At 65.5% G+C, this 15298-nt stretch carries 16 protein-coding genes; 6 read left to right on the top strand and 10 right to left on the bottom strand.

Annotation, left to right across the window (positions count from 1 at the left end; all coding sequences use genetic code 11):
- Positions 1–76 precede the first annotated feature (76 nt).
- The 3 genes from U0034_RS14130 to kdgD all read right to left on the bottom strand — a co-directional run bounded on the left by U0034_RS14130 (position 77) and on the right by kdgD (position 4043).
- Positions 77–1435, bottom strand: a complete 1359-nt coding sequence (locus tag U0034_RS14130; RefSeq protein ID WP_085230299.1) for an MFS transporter — start codon at positions 1433–1435, stop codon at positions 77–79.
- Between the two features lie 89 nt (positions 1436–1524).
- Positions 1525–3120, bottom strand: coding sequence for an aldehyde dehydrogenase (NADP(+)) (locus U0034_RS14125; RefSeq protein ID WP_085230300.1), 1596 nt, complete (start codon positions 3118–3120; stop codon positions 1525–1527).
- Complete coding sequence (kdgD, locus tag U0034_RS14120; protein ID WP_085230301.1) at positions 3117–4043, bottom strand: 5-dehydro-4-deoxyglucarate dehydratase; 927 nt, start codon at positions 4041–4043, stop codon at positions 3117–3119. Before kdgD ends, U0034_RS14125 begins: the two co-directional genes overlap by 4 nt.
- A 111-nt stretch (positions 4044–4154) precedes the next feature.
- Between kdgD and U0034_RS14115 the strand changes: the two genes are divergently transcribed.
- On the top strand, positions 4155–5051 hold the full coding sequence (locus U0034_RS14115; RefSeq protein ID WP_085230302.1) for a LysR substrate-binding domain-containing protein: 897 nt from the start codon (positions 4155–4157) through the stop codon (positions 5049–5051).
- A gap of 27 nt (positions 5052–5078) precedes the next feature.
- Here the strand turns inward: U0034_RS14115 and copC are convergent, their stop codons facing one another.
- Both copC and U0034_RS14105 read right to left on the bottom strand, forming a co-directional pair.
- A complete protein-coding gene (gene copC, locus U0034_RS14110; protein ID WP_085230399.1) occupies positions 5079–5450 on the bottom strand; it encodes a copper homeostasis periplasmic binding protein CopC in 372 nt (123 codons plus the stop codon).
- 120 nt (positions 5451–5570) lie between these two features.
- The gene (locus U0034_RS14105; RefSeq protein ID WP_085230303.1) at positions 5571–6011 is read right to left on the bottom strand and encodes a DUF2946 family protein; all 441 of its coding nucleotides are present in this window, start codon (positions 6009–6011) and stop codon (positions 5571–5573) included.
- Between the two features lie 145 nt (positions 6012–6156).
- Between U0034_RS14105 and U0034_RS14100 the strand changes: the two genes are divergently transcribed.
- Together U0034_RS14100 and U0034_RS14095 are read left to right on the top strand one after the other, a co-directional pair.
- On the top strand, positions 6157–6861 hold the full coding sequence (locus U0034_RS14100; protein ID WP_085230304.1) for a pseudouridine synthase: 705 nt from the start codon (positions 6157–6159) through the stop codon (positions 6859–6861).
- A 159-nt stretch (positions 6862–7020) separates the two neighbouring features.
- On the top strand, positions 7021–7209 hold the full coding sequence (locus tag U0034_RS14095; protein ID WP_085230305.1) for a hypothetical protein: 189 nt from the start codon (positions 7021–7023) through the stop codon (positions 7207–7209).
- On the opposite strand, the gene U0034_RS14090 is transcribed toward U0034_RS14095, so the two are convergent.
- Positions 7202–8221, bottom strand: coding sequence for an NAD-dependent epimerase/dehydratase family protein (locus U0034_RS14090; protein ID WP_085230400.1), 1020 nt, complete (start codon positions 8219–8221; stop codon positions 7202–7204). The genes U0034_RS14095 and U0034_RS14090 overlap by 8 nt on opposite strands.
- An 80-nt stretch (positions 8222–8301) precedes the next feature.
- Here U0034_RS14090 and U0034_RS14085 point away from each other — a divergent pair, with 80 nt between their 5' ends.
- The 3 genes from U0034_RS14085 (at position 8302) to U0034_RS14075 (ending at position 11271) form a co-directional block, all read left to right on the top strand.
- Positions 8302–9333, top strand: coding sequence for a CDP-6-deoxy-delta-3,4-glucoseen reductase (locus U0034_RS14085; RefSeq protein WP_085230306.1), 1032 nt, complete (start codon positions 8302–8304; stop codon positions 9331–9333).
- Positions 9334–9595: 262 nt separating this feature from the next.
- Entirely contained in the window at positions 9596–10780 is a 1185-nt protein-coding gene (locus tag U0034_RS14080; RefSeq protein WP_085230307.1) for an acetylornithine transaminase, read from the top strand.
- Positions 10777–11271 (top strand): GNAT family acetyltransferase, encoded by a 495-nt coding sequence (locus U0034_RS14075; RefSeq protein ID WP_233212048.1) that lies wholly within the window; start codon positions 10777–10779, stop codon positions 11269–11271. Before U0034_RS14080 ends, U0034_RS14075 begins: the two co-directional genes overlap by 4 nt.
- Positions 11272–11456: 185 nt before the next feature.
- Here U0034_RS14075 and U0034_RS14070 read toward each other — a convergent pair whose 3' ends face one another.
- Genes U0034_RS14070 through U0034_RS14055 form a run of 4 tightly spaced genes read right to left on the bottom strand, consistent with a single transcriptional unit; the run spans position 11457 to position 15116 of the window.
- On the bottom strand, positions 11457–12173 hold the full coding sequence (locus U0034_RS14070; RefSeq protein ID WP_085230308.1) for an ABC transporter ATP-binding protein: 717 nt from the start codon (positions 12171–12173) through the stop codon (positions 11457–11459).
- Entirely contained in the window at positions 12173–12949 is a 777-nt protein-coding gene (locus U0034_RS14065) for an ABC transporter ATP-binding protein (protein ID WP_085230309.1), read from the bottom strand. The genes U0034_RS14070 and U0034_RS14065 overlap by 1 nt, the downstream gene beginning before the upstream one ends.
- Before the next feature lie 28 nt (positions 12950–12977).
- The gene (locus U0034_RS14060) at positions 12978–14147 is read right to left on the bottom strand and encodes an ABC transporter permease subunit (protein ID WP_085230310.1); all 1170 of its coding nucleotides are present in this window, start codon (positions 14145–14147) and stop codon (positions 12978–12980) included.
- A gap of 18 nt (positions 14148–14165) precedes the next feature.
- Positions 14166–15116: a branched-chain amino acid ABC transporter permease gene (locus U0034_RS14055; RefSeq protein ID WP_085230311.1), complete on the bottom strand. Its 951-nt coding sequence runs from the start codon at positions 15114–15116 to the stop codon at positions 14166–14168.
- Positions 15117–15298: the final 182 nt, after the last annotated feature.

The raw sequence follows: 15298 nt of genomic DNA, 5'->3' as shown, positions 1-15298 counted from the left end.
TCGTATGCCGCTCCACCTTCCAATGCTCCTTTCGTTGTTCGATTTATCCGATACAGCAGTAGAGGACTGCGCCAGCTCACGCGTCGAGCTTGAGTTCCACGCGCTGAATCTTGCCGACGATGAACAGATAGCACACGCATGCGATGAGTCCGTGCAGACCAACGAAGACGAGCGCGCCGTTGAACGAGTGCGTCTTGCCGACGATATAGCCTACGGCGATCGGCGTCGTGATGCTCGACAGGTTGCCGAACGTGTTCATGAGGGCGCCCGAAAGACCAGCGATCTGCTTCGGCGCCGTGTCGGAGTTGACGGCCCAGCCGAGCGCGCCGAGGCCCTTGCCGAAGAATGCGAGTGCCATGACCGCGACGACGATGACCTGCTCGTCGACGTAGTTGCAGATCACCATGCTCATCGAGAGCAGCATGCCGAGCACGATGGGCACCTTGCGCGCCACTGACAGCGATGACCCGCGACGCAGCAGCGCATCGGAGATGATGCCGCCGAGAATCCCGCCGAGGAAGCCGCAGATGGCGGGCACCGAAGCAACGAAGCCGGCCTTCAGGATCGACATACCGCGTGCCTGCACGAGGTAGATCGGGAACCAGGTGATGAAGAAATACGTCAGCGCATTGATGCAGTACTGCGCGATATAGACGCCCATCAGCATCCGGTTGCGCAGCAACTGCTTGATATAGGCGACGTTGGGGCCCTGACGCTTCGCCGAGACGTTCTTGCGGTCGATGTCGACGAGGCCGCCGCCCGCTTCGATGTACTCGATCTCTTCGCGATTGACGCGCGGATGTTCCTTCGGATCGCGCACGACGAGTTGCCAGATCAGGGCCACGATGATGCCGATCACACCCATCACGAGGAATACTTCGTGCCAGCCGAAGCCGTGCACGATCCACGCCATCAGCGGCGCGAAGATGACGGTGGCCGCATATTGCGCCGAATTGAAGATCGCCGATGCGGTGCCGCGCTCGTTGGCCGGGAACCAGGCCGCGACGATGCGGCTGTTCGCCGGGAAGGCCGGTGCTTCAGCCACACCGACGAGAAAGCGCAGGGCAAACACGGCCGCCACCGCCGATGCGCCGGCCAGAAAGCCGATCGTGCCTTGCATCAGCGTGAAGATCGACCAGACGAGAATGCTCACGCCGTACACGCGGCGCGAGCCGAATTTGTCGAGCAGCCAGCCGCCGGGCAACTGCGCGATCACATAGGACCAGCCGAAGGCCGAAAAGATATAGCCAAGGGCCACCGGGCTGATGCCGAGGTCCTTTTGCATCGCCGAGCCGGCGATCGACACGGTGGCGCGGTCGGCGTAATTGATCGTCGTGACGAGAAACAGCATCGCCAGGATCAGAAAGCGCACGCGCGTGGCGCGCGCGGCGGTCGGGGTGCTGCGGGCATCCGCGGCTGGGGCCTTGATATCCATTTGTCTCCTCCTGCTGCAATGAGCGAGCGACTTGTCGCGCCGCATCGCCCGATCATTGGCCGGCGCAAGGCCGGCCTTTCGTCAAGCCATCAAACGTGCTCGCTCAAACTCGTGCGGCCGTCGACGAGACGCCTCACACCCCACGGGTTGCCTTCATGCAGCGCTTCGGGCAACAGTTGCTCAGGCATGTCCTGATAGCAGACCGGCCGCACGAAGCGCTCGATGGCGGCCGTGCCGACCGACGTCGACCGGCCATCGGTGGTCGCGGGCCACGGCCCGCCATGCACCATTGCATGCGTGACTTCGACGCCCGTCGGCCAGCCGTTCACGAGAATGCGGCCCGCCTTGCGCTCGAGCGTGGGCAAGAGCGCGCGCGCAAGTACCGTGTCGCGTGCGTCGTCGGCATTCAGATGCAGTGTCGCCGTCAACTGACCTTCCACGGAGCGGGCGAGCGCCGTGAGCTGGGCCGCATCGCGGCAACGTACGACGAGCGAGGCCGCGCCGAAAATCTCCTCGTGCAGTGCGCTCTGCGCGAGAAAACTGTCGGCGTCGGTCGTGAAAATACCGGCCTGCCCGCGATTCGGCTCGTTGCTGCCGAGCCCGCGCGCGACGCAGCGCACGTTCGGCTCATGCTCGAGCCGATCCACCCCGCGGCGGTAGGCGTCGCAAATGCCGGGCGTCAGCATCGTCTGCGCGGCGCGTTCCGCGAGCGTCTTGCCGGCTGCGGCAAGGAAGCGTTCGAGGCCGGGGCCGTCGATAGCGAGCAAGAGGCCCGGGTTCGTGCAGAACTGGCCCGCGCCGAGCGTGAGCGAATCGACGAACTGAGCGCCGAGTGCTTCGGCGCGTGCATCGAGCGCCGCCGGCAGCAGGAACACGGGATTCACCGCGCTCAGCTCGCCATAAACGGGAATCGGCTGCGGACGCGACTGCGCGATGCGCATCAGTGCGACACCGCCCGCGCGCGAGCCGGTGAAGCCGACCGCCTGGATGCGCGGATCGGCCACGAGCGCGGCCGATTTCTCCTTCTCGGAGAAGATCAGCGAGAACACGCCCGGCGGCAGCTCGCAGCGTGCGACGGCTGCCTGCATGGCGCGCCCGACGAGTGCCGACGTGCCCGGATGCGCCGAATGCGCCTTCACCACGACCGGGCAACCCGCCGCCAGCGCCGCGGCCGTATCGCCGCCCGCCACCGAAAACGCGAGCGGGAAGTTGCTGGCGCCGAAGACGGCCACGGGGCCGATGGCCACGCGGCGCATGCGCAGGTCCGAACGCGGCAGCGGCTTGCGATCGGGCAGCGCATGATCGATGCGCACATCGAGGGCGTCGCCGCTGCGCGCAAGCTGAGCGAAAAGGCGCAACTGATTGCAGGTGCGGCCGCGCTCGCCTTCGAGCCGCGCGCGGGGCAAGCCCGTCTCGGCCATCGCCCGCTCGATCAGTTCGTCGCCGAGCGCCTCGATTTCGGCTGCGATCGTCTCGAGAAACACCGCACGCGCCGTGGGCACCGTTTCGCGATAGACGTCGAAAGCGGCCTCCGCCAACGCACAGGCCTCGGCCACCTGCGAGAGGCTCGCGAGCGAGAAAGCCGGCTCGAGCGTTTCGCCGGTCGAGGCGTTCACCGCGCGAATCTCGCCGGCTTCGCCGGCCACGCGCGACGCCCCGATCAAGAGCTCCCCGCCGATCGTCATGCCTGAACCTCTTGCACGCGCGATACGAGTTGGGCCAGCTCGGCGAGCTCCGCGTCGGTCAGATCGGTGAGCGGGGTGCGCACAGGGCCGGCGCTGCGGCCGATCACGCGCATCCCGGCCTTCACGATCGACACGGCGTAGCCGCGCTTACGGTTGCGCAGCGCGATGTACGGCAGCACGAACTTGTTCAGCTCCGCATACACCTTGGCATGATCGTTGGCGCGAACGGCCGCGTAGAACTCGAGCGCGAACTTCGGCAGAAAGTTGAAGATCGCCGACGAGTAGGTCGTCACACCGAGCGTCAGGTACGGCAGCGCGAACGTCTCGGCTGTCGGCAGCCCGCCGATGTAGGTGAAGCGATCGCCGAGGCGGGCATGGATGCGCGTCATCAGTTCGAGATCGCCTACGCCGTCCTTGAAGCCGACGAGGTTCGGGCACCGCTCGGCCAGACGCTCGAGCGCCACTTCGTCGAGCACCTGGTTGGCACGGTTGTAGACGATGACGCCGAGGTCGGTCGATTTGCATACCTGCTCGACATGCGCGGCCACACCGTCGGAGGCCGCCTCGGTCAGGTACGGCGGCAGCAGCAAAATGCCGTCGGCACCGGCGGCTTGCGCGGCCTGGCAGTACTCCTTGGCCATCGCGGTGCCGTAGCCGGCGGGCGCGATGACGGGCACGCGCCCGCCCGTTTCCTCCACGGCCGCACGCACGACGCGCGACACCTCGGCGGGCGTCAGCGAGAAGAACTCGCCGGTGCCGCCTGCCGCGAACAGGCCCGCCGCCGGATGGCTGAACAGCCAGTCGAGGTTGGCACGGTAGGCATTCTCGTCGAACGAAAGGTCGTCCTTGAAGTGAGTGACCGGGAACGACAGCAGCCCGGTGCCGATCTGGCGAGCGAATTCGGTGGGGGTATAGCGGGTCATGGTTGCGTGGCGCGTGAGTCGCGTTCCTAACGAAGAATGGAGCGATTCTTGCACCGCGAACGATTCACGTCCAAGATAACGACTGACTCGATTAATACAGGTTTTGAATCGATGTTCGAACTGAGCCAGCTTCGTTGCTTCGTGGCCGTGGCCGAGGAGCTTCACTTCGGGCGTGCAGCGGAACGCCTGCACATGACGCAGCCGCCGCTAAGCAGACAGATCCGCCTGCTCGAGCATCAGGTGGGCACGGAATTGTTCGAGCGCAGCAGCCGGGCGGTGCGCCTTACGGCCGCCGGCCGCAGCTTCCTGCCCGATGCCGCGCGCATCCTGCGCCTCGCCGACGAAGCGGCCGCCACTGCGCGACGCGTCGCGACGGGCGCCGCCGGCACGCTCGCGATCGGGTTCACGGCGTCGGTCGGCTACGGCCTGCTGCCCTCGCTCGTGAGTGCCGTGCGCGGCGCCTCGTCGGGCGTGCGGCTCACGCTCAAGGAAATGGTCAGCGGCGCGCAACTCGAAGCACTGGATGCGCGCCAGATCGATGTGGGCCTGCTGCGGCCCCCGGTCGAGCATGGCGAACTCGTCGCGCGCCCCTGCACGCGCGAGGCGCTCGTGCTCGCGTTGCCGGCCTCGGCGGCGCCGCTCTGGCCGGCGCGCCCCGCGCTCGGCGATTGCGCGGGCAAGCCGCTGCTGATGTATTCGCCCTACGAGGCCCGCTACTTCCATCAACTCGTGAGCGGGCTGCTCGAGCGCGCGGGCGTGTTGCCCGACATCGTCGAATACGTGAGCCAGATCCACTCGATGCTGGCGCTCGTGCGCGCGGGCATCGGCGTGGCGCTGATTCCGGCTGCGGCGGCGATGCTGCAGTTCGAAGGCGTGGTCTACCGGCCTGTGCGCACGGTGCCGGCAAGCCCTGTCGAGCTGCTCTTCGTTCATCGGCGCGACAACGACAATCCGGTTTTCGCGTCGCTGAAGGACGTCTTGCACAAAGCGATCGCGGGCGGCCGCTAAGGCCGCCCGCGATCGGACGGCCCGCCGTCAGTGCTTGACGTCGAACGTATAGCTGCGCTCGGTCCGGTGCCCATCCGCGGCCACCGCAACCCACTTCACACGATAAGTGCCAGGGGTGAGTGTCTCGAGATCGACCGACATACGCTTTTTGTCGTGGCCGTCGATGCGTGATTTGCCGCTCGTGACCGTCTTGCCGGCGGCATCGGTCACCTCGACCGAGCTGAAGGCGGGCTCGAGCGCGTCGTCGAATTCGAGCGTCACCTGCTTCGGGGCGGCGACAGCCGCGCCCACGGCAGGCTCCGCCCGCGTCATGTGCGCATGAGCCTGGGCGAGCTGAGCGGCGGCGAAAAGCATCGCGGCCGCGAAGGCGCGCATCGAGTATTTGAGAGTGACTTGCATGATTGTTCCTTCAAAAGGGATCGGCGCAACCGGCGCGGAGCCTGCATCGTTGCGCGTCCGGAAATCGCGCGACGCGGCACGCGGAATCGGGCGTATGGCGTCGCAGAGGCCCCCCATCGCTCAGGCCCGAGCGATGGGGGCAGGCAAAAAGGAACGGAAAGAAGCCGGGGGGGCACGCGGCTTGCCGGCCGGAAACCGCTGCGCCGGAGCCCGGCGCTCGTCGGTTCGCACGATCGCCAACGGTGCGCACGAGTCGCCCGCGGCGAACGTGCGGCCGATGCCGGGCAGTACTGGCAGATGAAACAGCAGTCCGCAGTAGATGCATGCGCCGAGATGCAAGGCGGCATGCGCGGCATGTCCGGGCTCGCGCCCGCCCACCGTTGCGTCGGCACGCGCGGTGCAAACCGCTGCGGCTGTCGCGCCCGGGTGGCCGGAAACGACTTCCCGGGCCTGCGCCGCAAGCATTTGCGAGACAACGGGGGCGAGCGTGACCAGCAGGATCGCGAGCAATCCCAGGAGCGAGCCGGTCTTCTGTAAGCGGGGGCCGTCGAAGCGAGCCATACGCGGCGGGCGCGAACGGGTTCAAAGCAGACGATTATCGACGACCCTTGCCGCCCGGATCAAGCACGGCGATCAGCACGGCGACAGCACGGCGATCGGCCGCTTGCGCCTTGCTAGAATGCGGCCGATCGTCTCTCGCCCCCCCATGAACCTCGAAAACATTCTCTTCACGCAAGGCTTCGGCTCGCGGCGCCAGTGCCGGGCATTGATCGCGGGGGACCGCGTGCGGGTGAACGGCCAGCCCATGAGCGACCCGGACATGGAATTCGACACCGACGCGCTCGTGTTCGAAGTCGACGGGCAAGCCTGGCCCTATCGCTCACGCGCCTATCTGATGCTCAACAAGCCGGCCGGCTACGAGTGCTCGCGCGAGCCGCAGCATCATTTGAGCGTGTTCAGCCTGCTGCCGGCGCCGCTCCTCGCGCGCGGCGTGCAATGCGTCGGCCGGCTCGACGAAGATACGACTGGCCTGCTGCTGCTCTCGGACGACGGCCAGTTCGTTCATGCTTACACCGCGCCGAAACGCAAAGTGCCCAAAACCTACCTCGCCACCACGCGGCACCCGCTCGACGACACGCAGCTTTCGGCGCTGCGCAACGGCGTGCTGCTGCACGGCGAGACAAAACCGATCGCGGCGGCCGCGGCGACGGCACGCGCCGAACGGCTCCTCGAGCTGACGGTCAACGAAGGCAAATATCATCAGGTGAAGCGCATGATCGCCGCGGCCGGCAACCGGTGCGACGCGCTACACCGCGAGCGCATCGGCGCCCTTGCGCTGCCCCCGGTGCTCGCGCCGGGCCAGTGGCGCTGGCTCGACGACGCCGATCTCGCAGCGCTGCGAGCGGGCTAAGCACGGCGGCGCCGGCTGGGCGCCGCCGCGTGCGTACGCTTGCGCACCCGCTCTGCAATCGAATGACCGCTCGCTTACCCTGAGTGCCTGCTCCACGGGGACCGAACCACCCTATACTTCGTAGTACGAACTATTAAAAAGCGGCATGGGAGGAGCGCCATGGTCGTCGCCAATGTTTTCGAACTTTCGTTCATGACACTCGCTTTCGCCGCGCTGGGTGCGATCGTCATCGGCGCATTGCTCGTTGCAATGCACGTCAAGCGCCGCTATCACCCCAACCTGATCGGTGCGCTCATCGGCGCATTGCTGTGCTTCGTCCTGCTCGAGGCACTGCCTTCGTTCACTTGACGCGCACGCCGGCGAGGAAGTCGTCGACGCTCGGATAGCGCAGCGTCACGCGCAGTTCACGCTTGAGGCGCCGGTTCGCGAGACGCCGCGACTCCGACATGAACGACAGCGTAAGCGGCGTGAGCTGACTGCGCGCTTCGTCGCGCGTGACGCGCGGTACGCGGGGCAACCCGTAAGCGTCCGCCACGCGATCGAAGTAAGTCCCCATTTTCAGCACCGTATCGTCGCTTGCATGCACGATACGCGACGTGCCCGCGCGGCGTATCGCCCGCAGCATGATCGCGGCGAGATCGTCCGCGTGAATATGGTTCGTATAAACGTCCTGCTCGTCGACGAGCGCGGGAAGGCGCTGCTCGATGCGCGCGAGCGGCAAACGCCCAGCCGCATAGATGCCCGGAATGCGCACGATGCTGGCGGCGAGCACGCCCCGCGCCGTCGCCGCGCGCAGCTGCCGCTCGGCGGCCACGCGCCGCTTGGCGCGCGCGTTGACCGGGTTCACCTTCCGCGTTTCGTCGACAAGCGCCCCACCGCAATCGCCGTAGACGCCCGTCGTGCTCGCATAGATGAGACGCACGCGTCGCAGGCCGGCCGACTCGCGCCTGTCGGTTACAATAGCCCGTCCAACCCGCAGGGGCCAGGGTCGCATGTCGCGCGGCAACGCCGTCGTGGCGAGCACCTGCCGCGCGGGGCGCAGCGGCGCCGGCGCCGAGAGCGTTGCCAGGAGGGCCCGGGTACGCGCGTCCGTCTGGCCGTGCGGCGCGGGCGGAGCAAGATGCAGGACGGTCTGTGCGATCCCGGCGAGCCGCCTGATGCCACGGGCAGCGTCGAGATCGCCTACGATCGGCGTCAGACCCGCTGCGCGCAACTCGGCAGCGCGCTCGGGGCGGCTCGTCAGCGCAATGATGCGTGGCCGGGCGGCGCGGGTGAGCATGAGGCGTGCCGCGCGCAGGCCGATGTCACCGCATCCGACGATGAGCACGCGCTGGCGCCGGCTGAGTCGTGTCGTCTTCATGGCGCGCATTGTAGCCGTCGGGCGGTTTGCGCGCCGGCTGCACGCAAGCGCGAGGATTTCCCTTCTTCGTTTCGAAAACTATGGCATACAACGTAACGCTCAAGCAAAGCGGCCGGCAATTTCAAGTGGAACCCGACGAGCCGGTGCTCACGGCCGGGTTGCGGCAAGGCATCGGGTTGCCGTACGGCTGCAAGAACGGCGCATGCGGCTCGTGCAAGGGCACCGTCGTCTCCGGCGAACTCGAGCAGCGGGCGCACTCGTCGTCGGCACTGTCGAACGACGAGAAGACGCGGGGCATGGCACTCTTTTGCTGCGCCACGGCCACGACCGATCTCGTCATCGACATTCGCGAGATCTCGGGCGTGGGCGACATGCAGGTCAAGAAGCTGCCTTGCCGCGTCAACGCGATCGAGCGCAAGGCCGACGACGTCGCCGTGCTCAAGCTCCAGCTTCCTGCCAACGAGCGGCTGCAATATCTGGCCGGTCAGTACATCGAGTTCATTCTGAAGGACGGCAAGCGCCGCAGCTACTCGATGGCAAGCGGGCCGCACGAGGAAGGTCCGATCGAGCTGCACATCCGCCACATGAAGGGCGGCGTGTTCACCGAACATGTGTTCAACACGATGAAGGAGCGCGACATCCTTCGTTTCGAAGGGCCGCTCGGCACGTTCTTCCTGCGCGAGGATTCCGACAAACCGATCGTCCTGCTCGCGTCGGGCACCGGCTTCGCACCGATCAAGGCCATCGTCGAACATGCGTTCTACAAGAACGTCGAGCGGCCGATGACGCTCTATTGGGGCGGCCGCCGCAAGAAGGACATCTACTACCTGGATCTCGCCGAGCAATGGGCGAAGGACCACCCGAACTTCAAGTTCGTGCCGGTGCTGTCCGAACCCGATCCGTCCGACGCCTGGACCGGCCGCACGGGCTTCGTGCACCGCGCCGTGATCGAGGATCTGCCCGACCTGTCCGGCTACCAGGTGTACGCGTGCGGCGCCCCCGTCATGGTCGAAGCCGCGCTGCGCGACTTCACGGCCCATCACCAGTTGCCGGCCGACGAGTTCTACGCCGATTCGTTCACGAGCGAAGCCGATCTGGCAAACGCAGTGTGACGGCAGGGTGACGCCGTCACGCCACGGCGATTGCATCGTCGCCCATCGTGTCGTATTCTTGCGCGCATGAACCGTATCCATTCCGCCCTCCGACGTCGCCGCTCGCTGCCCGCATGGGAAGCCGTCGGCACGTCGCGGATGCGCGCCAAGCAAGCTTAAGGCGCGAAACCGGTTGATGAGTGAAAGCCACGGATCCCCGTGGCTTTTTTCTTTTTCCTGAACTCTGAGCCCACACGTTCTTCATTTTTCCGGGAGCCGCCCCATGCATTTCAACGAGTACCCGACCCAGTCGCTGATGTACATCACCAACCGCCCCGACATCGTCTTCACGCGCGGCGAGGGCTCGTGGCTCTATGACAACGAAGGCAAACGCTATCTGGATTTCATCCAGGGTTGGGCGGTGAACAGCCTGGGGCACTGCAATCCCGGCATGATCGAGGCGCTCGAAAAGCAGGCGCGACAGCTCATCAATCCGTCGCCGGCGTTCTACAACGAGCCGATGGCACGACTGGCGGGCCTGCTCACCGAACACAGCGTGTTCGACAAGGTGTTCTTCGCCAACAGTGGCGCCGAAGCGAACGAAGGTGCAATCAAGCTCGCGCGCAAGTGGGGTCGCAAGTTCAGAAACGGCGCATACGAAATCATCACGTTCGACCACAGCTTCCATGGCCGCACGCTCGCGACCATGTCGGCGAGCGGCAAGGCGGGCTGGGACACCATCTACGCCCCGCAGGTGCCTGGCTTTCCGAAGGCCGAGCTCAACGACATCGCATCGGTCGAGCGCCTGATCGGCGAAAAGACGGTGGCCGTCATGCTCGAGCCGATTCAAGGCGAAGGCGGCGTCATTCCGGCCACGCGCGAGTTCATGCAGGCGCTGCGCGAGCTGACGAAGCGCCATGGGCTGCTTCTCATCGTCGACGAAGTGCAAAGCGGATGCGGGCGGGCGGGCACCCTCTTCGCCTACGAGCTCGCGGGCGTCGAGCCTGACATCATGACGCTCGGCAAGGGCATCGGCGGCGGCGTTCCGCTCGCCGCACTGCTGGCGAAAGAGGAAGTCACCGTTTTCGAAGCAGGCGACCAGGGCGGTACCTACAATGGCAACCCACTGATGACGGCTGTGGGCTACTCGGTGATTTCGCAGTTGACGGCGCCGGGCTTCCTCGAAGGCGTACGCGCGCGTGGCGAGTACCTGCGCGAACGGCTGCTCGAGCTTTCGGCCGAGCGCGGCTTCGAGGGCGAGCGCGGGGAGGGGTTGCTGCGCGCACTGCTGCTCGGCAAGGACATCGGACCGCAGATCGTGGAAAAAGCGCGGCTGATGCAGCCGGACGGCTTGCTGCTCAACGCGGCGCGCCCGAACCTGCTGCGCTTCATGCCCGCGCTCAACGTGAGCACCGACGAAATCGACCAGATGATGACGATGCTTCGCTCGGTACTCGATTCGCTATGAACGCCGCCATGGCCGAAACGCCGCTCGTTATCCGTTGCTTCGAGCGCGCGGACGCAGACGCGGTCATCGCGCTGTGGCAGCAGGCGTTTCCCGAGTATGGCGACAAGAGCCGGCCGCAACGCGATCCACGTCTGTCCATTGCGAACAAGCTGGCGGTGCAGCCGGAGTTGTTCTTTGTCGCGACGCTGGGGGCCCGGCTCGCGGGTACGGTTATGGCCGGCTACGACGGGCATCGCGGCTGGCTCTACTCCCTCGCGGTCATGCCGGAATTGCGCCGGCTCGGCATCGGTACCCGCCTCGTCGCTCATGCCGAACAGGCACTTGCGGCACTGGGTTGCCCCAAGGTGAATCTGCAGGTGCTGGAAAGCAAGTCGGACGTGCGGCACTTTTACGAGGCACTCGGGTACGCCGGCGATGCCGTGATCAGCCTCGGCAAGCGCTTGTGTGCGGCGCCGCGGGCAACCGGCGCCGCGGCGCGGGCGGCGGACTAGCCTCCGGCGCAGCGCATGCGGCCGCGCTCGCCGTATCGTCCGCCGTCTCGCTCAGCGCAATGGAAAAGGCCGCATGCGTTGCACACGCATGCGGCCTTTGTCTTCCGATTCACCGCCTTGCGAACGAACGGTGCCGCCAAACGCGGCGTCGTGATCTCCGTCAGTGCATCGAGTCCGCCGCTCGATTATTCGCCGAGATAAGCGGCGCGGACCTTCGGATCGTCGAGCATGTCCTTCGCATTGCCGGACATCGTGACGGAACCCGAGTCCATCACGTAGCCGCGATTGGCGGCTTGCAGCGCGAGCCGCGCGTTCTGCTCGACGAGCAGCACCGTGATGCCCTCCTTCGAGATTTCGCGCACGACTTCGAAGATCTTCTCGACCATGATCGGCGAGAGGCCCATCGACGGCTCGTCGAGCAGCAGCAGCTTCGGCTTGCTCAGAATCGCGCGCGCCATCGCCAGCATCTGCTGCTCGCCGCCCGAGAGCGTGCCGGCGAGCTGCGACGCCCGTTCCTTCAGGCGCGGGAAGAAGCCGAACATACGCTCGACGTCATTCTTGATGCCGTCCGAATCGTTGCGCAGGTATGCGCCCATCTGCATGTTCTCGACGATGGACATGCGCGCGAAGATGCCGCGACCTTCCGGCACCATCGCGAGGCCGCGCTTCAGAAGCTCGTGCGCCGGCACACCCTTGATCGACTGACCCATGTATTCGATGTCGCCGGCCGAGTACGGCTTCAGGCCCGTGATGGCCTTCATCGTCGTGGTCTTGCCCGCGCCGTTCGCGCCGATCAGCGTCACCAACTCGCCCTGGTGGACTTCCATGTCCACACCCTTGACTGCCTGAATGCCGCCGTAGTTGACCTGCAGGCCCTTGATTTTCAGGATTGCCGTTGCCATCAGTGGACCCCCGCGCCCAGATATGCCTCGATCACCTTCGGATCCTTCTGCACGTCTTGCGGCAGTCCTTCAGCGATCACCTTGCCGTAGTCGAGCACCGTCATGCGATTGCACAGGTGCATGACGAGCTTTACGTCGTGCTCGATCAGCAGGATCGTCCTGCCGTCGTCGCGGATCTTCTCCAGCAGCGTCGTGAGTTCGAGTTTCTCCGTCGCGTTCATGCCCGCGGCCGGCTCGTCGAGCGCCAGCAGCTTCGGGTCCGTCGCGAGCGCGCGCGCGATCTCCAGGCGCCGCTGGTGACCGTACGAGAGGTTGCGCGCGGTGTAGTCCGCGTACTGCAACACGCCCACGTACTCAAGCAGTTCGAGCGCGCGCTCCTTGATCTCCCGCTCTTCCTTGCGCTCGGCCGGCGTCTGGAACACCGCGCCGAAAAGCCCGTGCTTCGTGCGCACGTGGCGGCCCACCATCACGTTCTCGAGCGCGGTCATGCCGCCGAACAGACGAATGTTCTGGAACGTGCGTGCAATGCCCGCCTGCGCGACCTGGTGCACGGCCGTCGGCGTATAAGGCGCGCCGTCGAGCTTGAATTCGCCCGAATCGGGTGTGTAAAGGCCGGTGATGACGTTGAAGAACGTCGTCTTGCCGGCGCCGTTCGGGCCGATCAGGCCATAAATCTGGCCTTCCTGGATCTGAAGCCCGACGTCCGACAGCGCCTGCAGGCCGCCGAAGCGCTTGTTGACGCCCTTGACGGACAAACGAATGGGTTTGTTGCTCATGTACGATTCTCCTGCCATTGCTTCGCGCTCAGGCGCGTACCGGCTTTTTCGAGCCGCGCTTGGCCAATTTGGCGATCCGGTCTTCGTGCTTCGGCGCAGGCCACAGGCCTTCCGAGCGATAGAGCATGATGACCACCATGGCCAGACCGTACAGCAGCTGGCGGATCACTTCCGTATCGAGGATCTGATGACCGAAGATCCAGTGTTGCAGGGGGCCCATCGTCGAACGCAGGAACTCGGGGAACACGGCGAGCAGCACCGCGCCGAGAATCACACCGGGAATATGGCCCATGCCGCCGAGCACGACGCACGCGAGTACGACCACCGACTCCCAGAACGTGAACGACTCGGGCGACACGAAACCCTGGAAGCCGCCGAACATCGCGCCCGACAAGCCACCGAACGACGCACCCATCGCGAAGGCGAGCAGTTTGACGTTGCGGGTGTTGATGCCCATGGCCTTCGCCGCGATTTCGTCTTCGCGGATCGCGGCCCACGCGCGGCCGATGCGCGAATGCTGCAGGCGCGTACAGACCCAGATCACGAGCAGCGAACAAAGCACGAACAGGTAGTAATACATGTACACCGATGGCAACTGCAGGCCGAACAGCGTGTGCGTCTGCGAGAGGTTGAAGCCGCCCACGTGCACCGGGTCCACGCCCGTGATGCCCTGCGGTCCGTTCGTGATGTTGATCGGACGATCGAGGTTGTTCATGAAAATGCGCACGATCTCACCGAAGCCGAGCGTCACGATCGCGAGGTAGTCGCCGCGCAGGCGCAGCGTCGGGGCGCCGAGCAGCACACCGAAGAGTGCGGCCAAGGCCATCGCCACAGGCACGACGATCCAGTACGGCGCGTGGATGCCGCCGGGGAACATCTGTCCGATCCACTCGAACTGATTGGCGAGGTGGGGCGAGGTCAGCAACGCGGCCGTGTAGGAGCCCACCGCATAAAACGCGATGTAGCCCAGGTCGAGCAATCCGGCGAAGCCGACCACGACGTTCAGACCGAGCGCGAGCATGACGTAGAGCATCGCGAAGTCGAGCACGCGCACCCAATAGTTGCCGCCGGCCGAGCCGACGACGAATGGCGCCAGGATCACGAAGGCGGCCGTCAGCACGCCTACAACGAGCGTCTTGGTGGCGTTCTTCTCGGGAATGAGCGTCGTGGACGGCTCGATCGGTTGAATTGAAGTCATTATCTTTGCTCCTTGCCCTTACGCACGATCCGCGACGCGCTCGCCGAGCAGGCCCGACGGACGGAAGACCAGCACGATGATCAGCACGACGAAGGCGAACACATCCTGGTAGTTGCTGCCGAACACGCCGCCCGTCAGATTGCCGATGTAGCCGGCGCCGAGCTGCTCGATCAGACCGAGCACGATGCCGCCGACCATGGCGCCGGCCAGATTGCCGATACCGCCCAGCACGGCAGCCGTGAATGCCTTCATGCCGGGAATGAAGCCCATATAGAAGTGCACGTTGCCGTATTCGGAGGCGATCATCACACCGGCGAGCGCGGCAAGCGCCGAGCCGATCATGAAGGTCGCGGAAATCACGAAGTTGGGATTCACGCCCATCAGGCTCGCGACGTTCGGGTTCTCGGCGATGGCGCGCATCGCGCGGCCGAGCTTGGTCCGGTGCACGAGCAGCAGAAGGCCGCCCATCACGAGGAACGCGACGGCGATGATGACGATTTCGGTCACCGAGATCACGGCACCGGGATTGTTCTCCCCGGCCTGGATGATGTTGATCGGATCGGTGGAGAGAAGCTGCGGGAACGGCAGCGGATTACGCGACCAGATCATCATCGCGAACGTCTGCAGCAGAATCGAGACCCCGATTGCGGTGATGAGCGGCGCGAGGCGCGGCGCACGGCGCAGCGGCCTGTAAGCGATGCGCTCGATCGTATAGCCGACCACAGCGCAGACCACGGCCGCGACGGCCAGCCCGATCGTGAGCGTGGCCACGTTGCCGAGCCCGGGGAAATGGTTGTGCAGCACGGTGATGGCGGACAAGGCCACCATTGCTCCGACCATCAGGACGTCGCCGTGAGCGAAGTTGATGATGCCCAGAATGCCGTACACCATGGTGTAGCCCAGTGCGATGATGGCATACACGCTGCCAAGCACCAGACCGTTGAGGATCTGCTGGATGAAGATATCCATTTAAAGCTCCTTAGCCCGTGCGACTGGATTTTCGGCGCCCCCGCCGTCATGAGACAGGTTGACGAAAACCGCAACGGCACTGCGGGTACTGATAAAAAAACCGGTAAGGGTTAGCCGCCTCAAACATGCCGATAAAAGCCGTGATCCGGCGGCCGGCCCGATAAGGCGGATGCAAAAACGGC

Origin of the sequence: Trinickia caryophylli (assembly GCF_034424545.1) — a bacterium.
GTDB classification, from domain to species: Bacteria; Pseudomonadota; Gammaproteobacteria; order Burkholderiales; family Burkholderiaceae; genus Trinickia; species Trinickia caryophylli.
The sequence above is the reverse complement of the archived record's forward strand: the minus strand, read 5'-3'. Positions and strand labels throughout refer to the sequence as shown.

Excerpts from the sequence above, each read along its gene's own strand:
- U0034_RS14075 (WP_233212048.1), top strand. The coding sequence starts at position 10,777 with ATGAACGCCGCCATGGCCGAAACGCCGCTCGTTATCCGTTGCTTCGAG.
- copC (WP_085230399.1), bottom strand. The coding sequence starts at position 5,450 with ATGCAAGTCACTCTCAAATACTCGATGCGCGCCTTCGCGGCCGCGATG.
- U0034_RS14085 (WP_085230306.1), top strand. The coding sequence starts at position 8,302 with ATGGCATACAACGTAACGCTCAAGCAAAGCGGCCGGCAATTTCAAGTG.
- U0034_RS14060 (WP_085230310.1), bottom strand. The coding sequence starts at position 14,147 with ATGACTTCAATTCAACCGATCGAGCCGTCCACGACGCTCATTCCCGAG.
- U0034_RS14055 (WP_085230311.1), bottom strand. The coding sequence starts at position 15,116 with ATGGATATCTTCATCCAGCAGATCCTCAACGGTCTGGTGCTTGGCAGC.
- U0034_RS14105 (WP_085230303.1), bottom strand. The coding sequence starts at position 6,011 with ATGGCTCGCTTCGACGGCCCCCGCTTACAGAAGACCGGCTCGCTCCTG.
- U0034_RS14065 (WP_085230309.1), bottom strand. The coding sequence starts at position 12,949 with ATGAGCAACAAACCCATTCGTTTGTCCGTCAAGGGCGTCAACAAGCGC.
- kdgD (WP_085230301.1), bottom strand. The coding sequence starts at position 4,043 with ATGACCCGCTATACCCCCACCGAATTCGCTCGCCAGATCGGCACCGGG.
- U0034_RS14115 (WP_085230302.1), top strand. The coding sequence starts at position 4,155 with ATGTTCGAACTGAGCCAGCTTCGTTGCTTCGTGGCCGTGGCCGAGGAG.
- U0034_RS14090 (WP_085230400.1), bottom strand. The coding sequence starts at position 8,221 with ATGAAGACGACACGACTCAGCCGGCGCCAGCGCGTGCTCATCGTCGGA.
- U0034_RS14125 (WP_085230300.1), bottom strand. The coding sequence starts at position 3,120 with ATGACGATCGGCGGGGAGCTCTTGATCGGGGCGTCGCGCGTGGCCGGC.
- U0034_RS14070 (WP_085230308.1), bottom strand. The coding sequence starts at position 12,173 with ATGGCAACGGCAATCCTGAAAATCAAGGGCCTGCAGGTCAACTACGGC.
- U0034_RS14095 (WP_085230305.1), top strand. The coding sequence starts at position 7,021 with ATGGTCGTCGCCAATGTTTTCGAACTTTCGTTCATGACACTCGCTTTC.
- U0034_RS14130 (WP_085230299.1), bottom strand. The coding sequence starts at position 1,435 with ATGGATATCAAGGCCCCAGCCGCGGATGCCCGCAGCACCCCGACCGCC.
- U0034_RS14080 (WP_085230307.1), top strand. The coding sequence starts at position 9,596 with ATGCATTTCAACGAGTACCCGACCCAGTCGCTGATGTACATCACCAAC.
- U0034_RS14100 (WP_085230304.1), top strand. The coding sequence starts at position 6,157 with ATGAACCTCGAAAACATTCTCTTCACGCAAGGCTTCGGCTCGCGGCGC.